This window comes from Paenibacillus sp. J31R30 (assembly GCF_059692115.1).
The window spans coordinates 337,500-350,611 of sequence record NZ_JCAUAV010000001.1; the positions used below are offsets into that span (position 1 = coordinate 337,500).

Genomic DNA, 13,112 nt, shown 5'->3' on the forward strand with positions numbered 1-13,112 from the left:
TTGACGCATTGAAACAATTGAAGAGTTTGATATCCGCGGGTGTCATTGCAAGTATGTTAGTAACGCTGCCTAGTTTAGTAAGCGCTTACGATTATGCGTCCTTTAAGGGAGTTCAGTTTACAGACCCAGACTTGATCCCGCTGGAATCCAAAACTTCTGACGAGAAAAAGAGTACGACGGAATTGAAACAGAAGCTGGCAGATCCCAAAACAATTTTAGGTGCGCTGCCAGAAAAAGAGATTCACCCAAGTCTTTGGTTTAAGACAGATGAGATAGCCGCTTACCAAGCAAGAAAAAATATAAAAGGCTCCTATTACGAAAAATTATGGGCAAAGATCAAAACAGATGTCGATTCAGTCTATCTGCAGTACGATTACAGCAATGTCAATTTACACGAGAATGATCGTTCCCGTGGCGCGAAATTGTTAGCGTTCTATTATTTAATGATTAAAGATGATAAGAATTATACAGCGGCCGAAATCAATAATGTGAAAAGCAAAGCAATCACAGCCACTGTGACCATGTATACCGGTACTGTTGCCAACCGTACCAAAGATGACGGAGATATTTATTGGGCAACGTATTTGCAAGACTATGCATCGGCTTATGACTGGTTAGCGCCTTTTTTAACAGAGGAACAAACGAAAGAAGCACGAGCACGGCTTAAGAAAGAAGCGGCTTTTATCGCCGATTGGCTCATGCTCCCTCAGCCGCCTCGTCCGCATAATCACCGCTCCAAGCCAGCGCTTGGATTAGGGACGGTTGCGCTCACCCTGGCTGATGAGCCGGAGGCGCAATATTGGATGAATCTGGCGATCGAACGAACGCATAACACGTTTGACTACCAGTTTAGCAGCGATGGAATTTCCAGGGAAGGCGCTCACTATGGAGTTTTTACCTTCGTTAATCTAGTTCCATTCCTGTATCAATATAAGAACGTAGTTGGCGAGCAAGCGCCAAGTCAGATTTCACCTGCGGCTCTTATTCAGTCTACAGAGCCGATGTTCGAGTATGCTGTTCGCGGTAGAATGGGCAATGGCTGGTTGTCCAGCACGGAAGATAGCTACGTTAAGCCTTATCCAACGCATATGGTCGCCAATTTATACAAAAATGTCAGTGCGCCTCAGTTTGGCAGCGGGCTAAAGCTAGGCGAAGTATTCCAATGGAATTATGCCAATTCCCAGATATACTTAGACGATTATACAGGTGCCACTTCACAGTACCAGCTTGCCATTGATGAGTACTTAACCTACGATTCATCCATTGCGCCCAAGCGTCCTACAGTGTCTCGTACGACATTTATGAACGGTGGCATCAATCCGAAGACGAAGGAGCCATTTGGCGGGATTGCCATCTTGGGGAATCAATGGGATTCCAAGTTCGAGCCGAACGGTAAGAACACGTCGTGGTTAATGTTTAATGGCCATCCGGAATCGGACAACCATCAGCATCAAGACCAGTTGCATTTTAACATTTACGGAAAAAATGCGCTTCTCGCTAATGACACTGGCTATGGGCAATACAGCGCATTTGCCTCATTTTTGAAAAAGCCGCAGGCGCATAATGTCATTACAATGAACGGCCGAGGCGTAAAGAATGAAACCGATCCATTGACTAGCGTTAGAAGCAGCTACGAGATCGATACGAATGACTTTGATTTTGCTCAAAAGGAAGGCGACTACTACTCGGATCAAGCAGAAGTTATTGGTACTCACAATCGCGGGATTGCTTTTCCCGGACAAGAATATTTTGTCGTAGCTGACCGAGTTACTTCGAAGAGCGGCAAGGCTGACTTTGATCTGTATTTGCATAGTCTGGGTGCTTTGAATTTGACTGGCAATCAGGCAGAGTGGACGATCTCCAAAGAGAAAACGCCGGAATTGATCGTTAAACCGGAAGCTTCGCAAAGTGCTGTAATCCCTTACTACGACTTAGGTGAAGCAAAGATGGAAACATATATTTTCCCGCAAACGGCTAATTTCCAAGCGAATGAGTCGGTGACGAGTCTTTTCAAAGAAGATATTAAAGAGACTTATGTCAGTGCGGAGCAAAAGAAGGATAACGCTCAATATCTGACTATTCTGGTGCCGCAAGAGCTGAATGAGCAAGCGCCAGACGTGCAAGATTTGAGTACGAGTACAATGACAGGTGCGCGCGTAGTGAAAGGCAGCACAGCGGATACCTATCTGCTGCAAGCAAACAGCGGCGTACAAGCAGTAGCTGGACATTTGACGTCGGATGCTAACTTTGCTTGGCTGCGTGAAGCAGGTTCTAACGCAAGTGACTTGATGCTTCGCGAGGGGACAAAAGCGCAAGTAAATGGATCCCAAGTCATTGCCAGTGATGTGCCAGTTACTTTGGTTCAGCATATGGACACCAAGGGTTGGAGCGGAAAGATTTCTGATCTGAAGCAAGCTGCGAAAGTGAATTTGACGATGCCTGTTGGTGTAACTGCGAAATCGATCACAGTAAACGGCAGCAAGGTGGACTCAAAGGTGGTAGGTGGCGTACTCAGCTTAAGCTTTACGCAATCGTCCGATTATGCCATTGAGTTCGATAAGTCGCCAGCGCTCGTTAGTAATCTGCCTCTAGCGAAAGCTACGGCAGACAAAGCTATTGCGTTCGGTGAACGTGGGAAAGGCACACGCACTATCCAATTCTCATCGTCGGGAAGTCTGGGAGCGGGTCTGACATTCGCGTGGAACTTCGGCGATGGCACGACATCTGACCAAGCTTCGCCAACGAAGGAATATCAAGCATTTGGGATGTACTTGGCTAATCTGAAAGTGACTGACGCTGCGGGCAACACGGACACGATCACGATTCTGGTTGATAACAAAGACCCGAACAAGGTGCCTGTGGTTAAGCTGAATTCCGACCAAGCATCTGGAAGACCGGGAACGACAATCACATTCGATGCCTCAGCATCTAACGACCCGGATACTGCTTTGGGAGACAAAATTGCGAAATTCGAATGGGATTTTGGCGATGGAACACCTATTCAAGCGGATGCAAACTTAAGCAAGATTAGCCATCTCTTTAACAAAGTAGGCGCTATGAAAGTGACGTTGACCGTCACAGATATGCTAGGTGGAACGTCTTCTATCACACTTCCGATTAGCATAGGCAGTCCACTTGGATACTTGGAAGTGAAGAAACCGGATCCGGATGATGAAAATACGTATGTCCTGTTTGAAGCGGAAGATTTTACAGCAAACTCAAGCAGTAAGAACGATCAAATCTCTCTCGTTACATCGAACAATGCCTCTGGCGGGAAGTATGTGAAATTCGGCAAAAATCTGCCGGATGTGACGAGTAAGGATGTCCTGGATCCTGCTTATAAAGATACGATGCCGGCTGACAAAATTTTGCCGGATATGAAGTATGTTCAGTATGAGTTGAAGGTGACCGACCCGGGGGCGTTCCAAGCGCACATTTACTCAACCGGTGAATCTGCGTCCAATGGTTCTGTTTTTATCCAGTGGGACGATTCGGAGCTGAAACGTATTACGCTGAAAGATGGAGATTGGAAGCGCGCATTCGACAATTATCAATTCGCGTTGGATGAAGGCATTCACGTCCTTAAGGTTTGGTCCCGAAAAGGCGGCGCAGACATCGATCGTATTCTCATTATGACCGATGGTACGACACATACGAAGGTTCAAAGCAGCATTATTCCAAAGATTAAACAGAATTATCCGGTCAATTTGTATGCAGATTTGGTCGGTCATTGGGCGAGAACGGACATTGAGGATCTCGGCCTCAAGAAGCTGATTAGCGGTGTCGAAGACAAGACGTTTAAGCCTGATCAAGAAATGACGAGAGCAGAGTTCACCTCGATGCTCGTGAATGCCATTGGGCTTAAAGCCGATGCAGCTGCGGCTTCAAAGGTGAAAGATGTTCCCCTGACGGCTAGCTATGCAGGTGATCTTGGCGCTGCAATGAAGGCGGGGATTGTAACCGCTGTGGAAAACGGCTTTGCGCCTAACCGTATGGTGACCCGTGAGGAAGCCAGTACTTTCATCATGCACGCGTTGAAGCATCTCGGTAAATCCGTCGCCTTTTCTGACGCGGAAGTGACGACCCTGCTCTCCGCGTTCGAAGATAAAAACATGATTAGCAGCTCGCTTAAACCAGATGTTGCTGCAGCGTTAAAAATCGGATTACTGAATGGTATTCGTACGAAAGAGCTTGTTCCGCTTGGGAACCTAACGAGGGCTCAAGCCGCAACGATGATCAAGCGAATGCTGGATTCCGCTAAATCACTATAAGGAACTGGATTTATAATAGAAACAGAAAGAGCCTTTCGGAATCAATCCGAAAGGCTCTTTCTTGTGCATGTAAATAGCTGTTGAATCAAAATCCATGTAGCGGCTTATCCAATTAAACAATATGCTGTTGTGATTGTTGAATGGCATGCAAGAGCTGTGGAATTTCGGATAGGCTGCGTACCTCATACGTTGGTCGAATGTTAAATGCAGTGTGAATAGGATGGCGGTTAATCCAAATGTTGGTGATCCCTGCGTGATGGGCCCCTTGTATATCGGTCGCCAAAGTATCCCCGATCATGACCGCTTCATTCGGAGAGAGGTGGATCAGGTCCAGCGCATGATGAAAAATGGCTGGATCTGGCTTGCCAGCGCCGAAAGTCCCCGAGATGAGAATATGATCAAAATAATCGGCAAGACCTGGCATACTATCTATTTTTTCTTGTTGAATATCAGGTGCGCCATTGGTCATCAATATCAGATCATATCCCTTGTGTAATTCCTCAAGTACTTGGAAGGTATCGTCGTAGACGTATGGACGATTTCTTCTTTCCTCCATAAATTGTTCAGCCAATTGGACAGCTAATGTGGGATTGTTAATACCTACTGCTTGCAGACCTTGACTCCACACATCCCTTCTATAGAGAGGCGCCAACTTCTGCATGATGCGAAAGTTAGGGTGCGTAACTTGATCGAAACTTCCCCATAATGCCTCCAGATCCGTCACGTCAATCATGTGCAGCCAGTCATATAAGTCTAATGATGTAAAAAGATGACTTGCCGCTTCGCGGACTGCTTGTTCAAGTTCCATTGGATCTAGTACGAATTGATTCGCTGCGTGTTGACAAGTCGCTTGAAACGACTCACTGATACTCCGTTCATCCCATAATAAGGTGTTATCTAAGTCGAAAATAAGAGCCTTTTTCGTAGGCATTGATATAAAATCCTCCTTGTTTGCCAACTGCGTGGACATGTTGTTTCGTGTGATATTTAACTTGATGATAACGTAATTTCAAGTAACAAACAACATTAATCAACAACATTTAACGAAAATTAATATCAATAAATAGGAAATCTGAGTAGCTAACGGAACGTGGTTCCGTTAATCGCTTGGTATTAGGGTATTTAGGGCAGGAGTCGACCAAATAGCGGAATCACGTTCCGTATCTTTGGCGTGTAATCTTTTCAGGGGACGGCAGATAGGGGATGATGCAGATTTCCTTGAGATATGCGATTTAAATGCAAAAAAACAACTAAAACAAAATAAAACAACACAAATACATAAAATTAACATGTATTTAACCGTTAGATTACAAATGGCCTGTATGATAAGAATCAAGAACAAACCAAAACCAACCTGAGGTGATTACGATTAACGAGCACAAGGCTTATATGAAGACCGAAGGCGATATTAATTTGACGGACGCCCGCCAAGCATGGTTGGCCCATCAAGTGGACGATTCATCGCGATTGATTCTACAAGCGGATGAGGATGTATTCCTTCACCAAACATTATCATCACCTTGTCTTAACGTCTTAACTGCCTGTGAAGGCATTTATGTAGAGGATGCTCAAGGAAGAAAAATCATGGATTTCCATGGTAACAATGTGCATCAGCTTGGCTTCGGTCACCCAGCGGTTATTGAAGCCGTAAAGCAGCAATTGGATCAATTATCATTCTGCACAAGAAGATATACGAATGTTCCCGCAATTGAACTGGCGAACAAATTAGTTGAATTAACGAACGGGGCGATGAGCCGTGTACTTTTCGCACCAGGCGCGACTTCAGCAATCGGCATGGCGTTGAAACTGGCGCGGGCTGTCACCGGCAAGTATAAGACGCTTTCCATGTGGGGGGCCTTTCACGGCGCTTCCTTGGATGCGATATCCGTTGGCGGTGAAGGCGCTTTTCGCAGAGGGCTTGGGCCTTTGCTGCCTGGAGCGGAGCATGTGATTCCGTTTAACTCCTATCGCTGTGTATTTGGGTGTCAAGATGAGGGGCATTCCCAATGCTTGAAACCGATTGAATATGTACTGGAACAGGATGGCGAGATCGGAGCCGTCGTTGTTGAGACGATTCGTAATACGGATGTACAGATTCCGCCGATCTCCTATTATCGCAGGCTTAGAGAACTCTGCGATAAGTATGGTGCCTTACTCATTGTAGATGAAACAGCAACAGGGCTCGGGCGAACTGGCAAAATGTTTGCTTACCAGCATTATGGCATTGAACCCGATATGATGGTTCTCGGCAAAGGATTAGGGGGCGGCGTATTCCCGATGGCAGCCTTGCTTGTGAAGGAAGAATTGAACAAAGCGCAGGAGATGTCAATTGGACATTATACGCACGAAAAGTCGCCGGTTGGGGCAGCCGCGGGTTTAGCAGCCATCCGAGTGATCGAAGAAGATCGCTTATTGGCACATGCGAATGCGATGGCCGATATCGCTAAGAAGCGGCTGCAAGAGATGATGGAGAACTATTCGATTATTGGCGACTTACGGCAAATCGGCTTACTAATTGCAGTGGAGCTTGTACTTGATCGCGAGACCAAGGAGCCTGCCGTCAGTCAAGCCGAGCGAGTCATGTATGATTGCTTGGAGCAAGGACTCAACTTCAAAGTATCCAAGGGCAATGTGCTTACGCTCTCGCCACCGTTGATTATTACCGAGGAGCAGTTACATGAAGCATTAGATATTTTGGAAGGCAGCATTGCAAAAGTGGCACACACCAAATCGAACTAAATGGAGGAAATACGAATGATACAAGCTGTTATTTTTGATTGGGCTGGGACGATGGTCGATTACGGATGCTTCGCACCGCTGAATGTCTTTATGGAGGTTTTCCGCAGAAGAGAAATCGCGATTACGATTGAAGAGGCTAGAGCGCCTATGGGGCTGCTGAAACGGGATCATATTCGCGCGATCTTGCAAACAGAGCGCGTCATCGGCTTATGGCAGGAGCGCTACGGAAGGCTTCCGCTGGAAGATGACATCGACGAGCTCTATGCCGATTTCGAACCGATGCTTCTCGCGATTGTTCATCAGTATGCGGAGCCGATTCCAGGCGCTGTCGATCTCACCAAGCGACTGCGCGAGCGTGGCATTCGACTTGGCTCCACAACAGGCTACACGGCCGAGATGATGGCGATTGTGACGGCGGAAGCGGAGAAGCGCGGATACGCACCGGATCATTTGGTGACACCGAACGACGTACCTGCTGGACGCCCTTATCCGTGGATGATCTACCAGAACGCGATCGCTTTGAATGTGTATCCCATGTACAACCTGGTCAAAGTCGGGGACACCACGAGCGATGTTCAGGAAGGTGTAAACGCAGGAGTATGGACTGTCGGAGTCGTGAAAGGCAGCAGTGAGTTAGGTATGAGTGAGGCGGAAGTGGCTGCCAGTGCACCAGACATGCTTCGGCAGCGAATGGCGCAAGTGAGATCCACATTCTTAGCGAATGGCGCTCATTATATCATCGATTCCATCGGGGAATTAGACGGGGTCATTGATCAAATCAATCAACGCATAGAAAGAGGAGAACGTCCATGAATTTGAAACTTAATGTCAACGTGAATCAACTTCCAGATAATCCATACTTACTCTTAACACCAGGCCCGCTATCTACGAGCAAAAAAGTGAAGGCGGCGATGCTCCGCGACTGGTGCACCTGGGATCAAGACTATAACGAACTGGTCCAATCGATTCGTGGCCGACTTGTGCACATGGCTACAAGCAATCCGGCGGCATATACAACCGTCCTCATGCAGGGCAGCGGTACCTTCTGTGTGGAGTCCGTCATCGGATCTGTGATTCCGCCTAAGGGCAAACTGCTCGTACTTAGCAATGGCGCCTACGGTAAAAGAATTGCGCAAATGGCCGAAGTACTCGGTATTTATAAGACTGTTTTGGATGCGGGAGAAACGAAGCCTGTCAATGTGAAGCAGCTGGAAGAGATTCTGAAGGTAGATGCTTCCATTACACATGTAGCGGTAGTTCATGTAGAAACGACGACAGGTATGATCAACCCGATTGCGGATGTAGCTAAAGTTTCCAAGAAATACGGGAAAACCGTTATCGTTGATGCGATGAGCAGCTTCGGTGGCGTGCCGATTGACGTAGCTGAGCTTGACATCGATTTTCTAATTAGCAGTGCCAACAAATGCATCCAAGGGGTGCCAGGGTTTGGTTTTATTATTGCAAAGAAAGAAGCGCTCGCCACTTGCAAAGGACTTGCGCGGTCGTTATCTCTGGATCTGTACGACCAATGGGAAACCATGGAGCTCGGCAATGGCAAATGGCGCTATACCTCACCAACGCATGTGGTGCGGGCTTTTGATCAAGCGCTGCAGGAACTAGAGGAAGAAGGCGGAGTCACGGTCAGATTCGAACGATTCACACGGAATCAGCAAACGCTGGTTGACGGCATGCAGAAGCTCGGCTTCCAAACCTTGCTGCCAGAAGATCTCCAATCGCCGATCATCACATCGTTCTTATTCCCGGATTCTCCTGTGTTTTCCTTTGATGAATTCTATTCGCGTATGAAGCAAGAGGGGTTCGTTATTTATCCAGGCAAAATAACAGCTGCTCCTACGTTCCGAATTGGCAATATCGGGGACGTTCATTTGGAAGACATCCATCGTCTGCTTCAAGGTGTTGAAAATCAATTATTTTGGAAAACAACATAAAACCAACTAAATAAAATTAAAAACAATATCTTAACTTGTATTTAACACTGTTTTTACAAAACTACTTTATAGTAAAGGTATCAGGATGAATGCATCCGGCTAATAGAAAGTCAAAGGGAGAGGAATTGGAAACGATGAAAAAATCTATAGTAAGTGCAGCAGCAGTTATGAGCGTTGTATTCCTATTAACGGCATGTGGCGGTAAAGCGACAAGTACAAATACAGCAAATACGGGGGCTTCGGCAAGCCCGGCGTCAAGCGCAAGCTCATCCGCAAATGTTGACACAACGAGCAAAGATTTAACGGTGTATACAGCGCTAGAAGATGATCAAATCAAAACCTATCTCACAACCTTTAAAGCGAAGTATCCGGATGTAAAAGTCAACATCGTTCGCGATTCTACGGGTATCGTTACAGCCAAATTGCTAGCTGAGAAAGATAGTCCGCAAGCAGACGTCGTATGGGGCCTTGCAGCGACAAGCCTGTTGGTTCTCGACCAAAACAAAATGCTAGAGCCTTACTCACCAAAGGGTGTGGAACGTATTCTTCCCGATTTCAAAGATAAAAATGAAGTAACGCATTGGGTTGGTATTGATGCCTGGGAAACGGCATTTATCGTGAATAAGGTGGAAATGGAGAAACGCAAGCTGCCGATTCCACAATCGTATGAAGATCTAATTAAACCTGAATACAAAGGCCTCATCACAATGCCGAATCCTTCTGCTTCGGGTACAGGCTTCTTGACGGTATCAGGCTTGCTTCAACTGAAAGGCAAAGATCAAGCGTGGGATTACTTGAACAAGCTGCACGATAATATTGCTATGTACTCACTATCTGGTTCCAAACCAGCTAAATCAGCGGGTACAGGCGAATACCCAATTGGTATATCGTTCGGGTACCGCGGTATTCAAGAGAAGAAAAACGGATCTCCCGTTGAAGTCGTTTTCCCTAAGGAAGGCTCTGGCTGGGATGTAGAAGCCAATGCCCTTATGAAAAAGAAAACCGTGAAGCAAGTAGCCAAAGACTTCCTTGACTGGGCAATCACGGATGATGTGATGAAAGAATATAACAAGAACTACGCGATCTTGGCGATCAAAACCGATTCTTCCAAAATTCCTGATGGCTATTCTGTTGATCCTGTGAAGCAATTGATCAAAAACGACTTAAATGATGCGGCGAAAAACCGTGACAGTGTTCTGGCTGAGTGGGATAAGCGATTTAATGCTAAAAGCGAACCAAAAAAATAAATGAATAAAATGGCTGGCTGCGGATCAAGCTTTGCAGCCAGCTGTTTTATTTTCATGTCGCAAACATCGCGTTAACACTAGCGAATTATAATGAAGATCTACAGAAAATAAGGAGGCTATTATGACACAAGCTTACCTGTCCATACAAGGTGTTCATAAAACATTCGGCTCTTTCACGGCGTTGAAGGAGATTCATATTGATATTCAAAAGAATGAATTCATTTGCCTGCTCGGCCCGAGCGGCTGCGGGAAGACAACACTACTGCGAATTATCGCAGGTCTCGAGAAACCAACACATGGCCGTATTACGGTTGGCGGCAAGGATATTACGACACTTCCTCCCGCCAAAAGAAACTTCGGCATGGTGTTTCAATCGTATGCGCTGTTTCCGAATCTGACGGCTTATCAGAATGTAGCCTATGGGCTGCAAGGAAGGCATTTCTCGAAGAAAGAAATTGACGAGAAGGTTAGAGAAGTGCTGTCTCTCGTAGATTTGGCTCACATTCACGATCGTTACCCGTCTCAGCTGTCAGGGGGCCAGCAACAGCGGATTGCCCTCGCTCGTGCGATTGTGCTATCGCCAGACTTCCTGCTTCTGGACGAGCCATTGTCTGCATTGGATGCCAAGGTGCGTGTGAAGCTGCGTGAGCAAATATGCGAGCTGCAAGATAAACTTGGCATTACCACGGTTATGGTGACCCACGATCAGGAGGAAGCACTCACTATGGCGGATCGCATCGTGGTGATGAAGAATGCGGAAGTGATGCAGATCGGGTCGCCTGAGCAAGTCTATGACGAACCGAACTCGCCGTTTGTGGCGGATTTTATCGGCTCGATTAACTTTCTCGGCGAAGACCAGACGAATCTCGCTGTAAGACCGGAACATATTCGTATCTCCGCACGTGGTTCTATGCATGGAATTCCAGCCGTCGTGAAGCATATTGAATTCAGAGGAGCTTTCTATCGATTGCTCTTACAACCAGTCGGTGGCTACAAGGGCACAAAGGATGGGCAGCTGCTGACAGTTGACGTTTCCGCTCATGTTTCACAGCAGCTTAAGCTAGCCAAGCATGCAGAGGTAACGATAGCGTTTCCTCAGGATAAACTTATTACTTTTGGTATGGAAGCTGTGGTGAACCTTTAATGGAGAAGCAAGCGGCCCCCCTGTATCCCAACAATCGTCGCAATTGGAGCGAGCTTTTTTCCTTACAAAACCTGCTGATCGTCGTACTTGTCATTACTCTTTCCGTGAGCACGTTAATCCCTCTTCTCATTTTGTTTAGCAAAGCATTTCTCAATAAAGAGGCAGAATTCATTGGTTTTACAAACTTCATTAACTATTTCTCTACACCTGCCTTAGCACAGTCGTTGACGAATACGATATGGATCTCGGTCCTATCCACATCCATCGCTGTCGTGCTCGCGTTCCTCTATGCGTATGGCATCAGCCGGACTATGATTCGTGGCAAAAGCTTTCTTCATTACATCGCATTGTTGCCGCTGTTTGAGCCGACCATGATGCATGGGATTGCCTTGACGTACCTCTTCGGTAACCAAGGACTTGTCAGCACAGGTTTCTTTGGTTTACTGCCTGAAATGCGAATACCGATATACGGGCCAATCGGAATTGTCATATCGGAAGTGATCTACTTATTCCCGCAGGCATTTCTCATTTTTATCACAGCGTTATCAATTACGGATCAGCGGCTTTATGAGGCTGCGGAGTCACTTGGTGCAAGTAAGTTCAAATCCTTTATTACGGTCACCTTGCCATCCGTCAAATATGGTTTGATCAGTGCTATTTTCGTTTGTTTTACGGCTAGCTTCACTGATTTCGGCGCACCGCAAGCGATTGGCGGCAAATTCAACGTGCTGGCTACCGATATTTATAAACAGGTTATTGGTCAGCAGAACATGTCAATGGGGGCAACGGTAGGCATTTTATTGACGATTCCGGCATTCATCGCATTTGCTGTGGATAGGTTCGTGGATCGGAAGCAGCGTTCAATGTCATCCTCCAAATCAACGCCATACCAAATTCCAGAAAGTAGATTGCGCGACGGGATATATCGCGTGTTTTGCTGGATGATGACCATTGCAATCCTCATCCCGCTATGCACGATTTTATTTGCTTCACTGATCAAGGTGTGGCCTTACAATCTCAGCTTTAGTCTCAAGCATTATAATTTTTCAAACGTTGCGGGCTCTGGTCTTGATCCTTTCTGGAATAGCTTGAAGGTATCGGTCCTTACTGCCTTTGTGGGTACGATTGTTACGTTCGTTTTTGCCTATCTGATCGAGAAAACAAGGTATTTGAAAGGGTTGCGTCAAGTTGGCTATTTCTTATCTGTGCTGCCGCTTGCACTTCCAGGTATGGTTATTGGTTTAGCTTATATATTCTTTTTCAATGATCCAGCGAATCCGCTGAATTGGATTTATGGGACGATCGCGATTATTGTGCTTGCGAATATCACCCATTTCTATGCCGTACCGTTCATCACAGCGACGACAGCACTCAAGAAGCTGGATAAGGAATTCGAGCTCGTTTCCGAATCGATGCGGGTTCCCTTTTACAAAACGTTCCTGAAAGTAACAGTACCTATGTGTTTGCCAGCCATTGTGGAGATTGCGATGTTCTTCTTCGTGAACTCGATGGTAACCGTTTCAGCTGTTGTGTTCCTGCGTTCGGCTGATATGAACTTAGCTGCGGTAGCGCTGGTGAGCATGGAAGATGCCGGTGATGTTGCGGCTGCAGCTGCGATGTCGATGCTAATCGTTCTGACGAATATTCTGATTCGAATTGTGTACGAGCTTATCCTTAGCAAAGTGAAGAAGCGAACGGCAGCTTGGCAAACTCACAAGTAAAACCATATAATTACACTAAAACACAGTAATCAAATTGGGGG

The 13,112-nt window shown here is 46.4% G+C and carries 8 protein-coding genes; 7 read left to right on the forward strand and 1 reads right to left on the reverse strand.

The annotated features are described in order from the left end of the window. Positions 1-8 precede the first annotated feature (8 nt). On the forward strand, positions 9-4,271 hold the full coding sequence (locus AC58QO_RS01095; protein ID WP_497263248.1) for a PKD domain-containing protein: 4,263 nt from the start codon (positions 9-11) through the stop codon (positions 4,269-4,271). 112 nt (positions 4,272-4,383) lie between these two features. Here the strand turns inward: AC58QO_RS01095 and AC58QO_RS01100 are convergent, their stop codons facing one another. Further along, the gene (locus AC58QO_RS01100) at positions 4,384-5,202 is read right to left on the reverse strand and encodes an HAD family hydrolase (protein WP_497263250.1); all 819 of its coding nucleotides are present in this window, start codon (positions 5,200-5,202) and stop codon (positions 4,384-4,386) included. A 428-nt stretch (positions 5,203-5,630) separates the two neighbouring features. Between AC58QO_RS01100 and pbfA the strand changes: the two genes are divergently transcribed. The 6 genes from pbfA to AC58QO_RS01130 all read left to right on the forward strand — a co-directional run bounded on the left by pbfA (position 5,631) and on the right by AC58QO_RS01130 (position 13,071). Continuing rightward, entirely contained in the window at positions 5,631-7,010 is a 1,380-nt protein-coding gene (gene pbfA / locus AC58QO_RS01105; RefSeq protein WP_497263252.1) for a (R)-1-hydroxy-2-aminoethylphosphonate ammonia-lyase, read from the forward strand. Between the two features lie 15 nt (positions 7,011-7,025). Next, positions 7,026-7,823: a phosphonoacetaldehyde hydrolase gene (phnX, locus tag AC58QO_RS01110; protein ID WP_497263254.1), complete on the forward strand. Its 798-nt coding sequence runs from the start codon at positions 7,026-7,028 to the stop codon at positions 7,821-7,823. Further along, a complete protein-coding gene (gene phnW / locus AC58QO_RS01115; protein ID WP_497263256.1) occupies positions 7,820-8,959 on the forward strand; it encodes a 2-aminoethylphosphonate--pyruvate transaminase in 1,140 nt (379 codons plus the stop codon). The genes phnX and phnW overlap by 4 nt, the downstream gene beginning before the upstream one ends. A 134-nt stretch (positions 8,960-9,093) precedes the next feature. Beyond that, positions 9,094-10,206 (forward strand): putative 2-aminoethylphosphonate ABC transporter substrate-binding protein, encoded by a 1,113-nt coding sequence (locus tag AC58QO_RS01120; RefSeq protein ID WP_497263258.1) that lies wholly within the window; start codon positions 9,094-9,096, stop codon positions 10,204-10,206. Between the two features lie 121 nt (positions 10,207-10,327). After that, entirely contained in the window at positions 10,328-11,350 is a 1,023-nt protein-coding gene (locus tag AC58QO_RS01125) for an ABC transporter ATP-binding protein (protein ID WP_497263260.1), read from the forward strand. Continuing rightward, a complete protein-coding gene (locus AC58QO_RS01130) occupies positions 11,350-13,071 on the forward strand; it encodes a putative 2-aminoethylphosphonate ABC transporter permease subunit (RefSeq protein ID WP_497263261.1) in 1,722 nt (573 codons plus the stop codon). The genes AC58QO_RS01125 and AC58QO_RS01130 overlap by 1 nt, the downstream gene beginning before the upstream one ends. The last annotated feature ends 41 nt before the right edge of the window (positions 13,072-13,112 follow it).

Bases quoted from the DNA above. Each gene is read 5' to 3' on its own strand.
- AC58QO_RS01100 (WP_497263250.1), bottom strand. From the start codon at position 5,202: ATGCCTACGAAAAAGGCTCTTATTTTCGACTTAGATAACACCTTATTA.
- AC58QO_RS01125 (WP_497263260.1), top strand. From the start codon at position 10,328: ATGACACAAGCTTACCTGTCCATACAAGGTGTTCATAAAACATTCGGC.
- AC58QO_RS01130 (WP_497263261.1), top strand. From the start codon at position 11,350: ATGGAGAAGCAAGCGGCCCCCCTGTATCCCAACAATCGTCGCAATTGG.
- AC58QO_RS01120 (WP_497263258.1), top strand. From the start codon at position 9,094: ATGAAAAAATCTATAGTAAGTGCAGCAGCAGTTATGAGCGTTGTATTC.
- phnX (WP_497263254.1), top strand. From the start codon at position 7,026: ATGATACAAGCTGTTATTTTTGATTGGGCTGGGACGATGGTCGATTAC.
- phnW (WP_497263256.1), top strand. From the start codon at position 7,820: ATGAATTTGAAACTTAATGTCAACGTGAATCAACTTCCAGATAATCCA.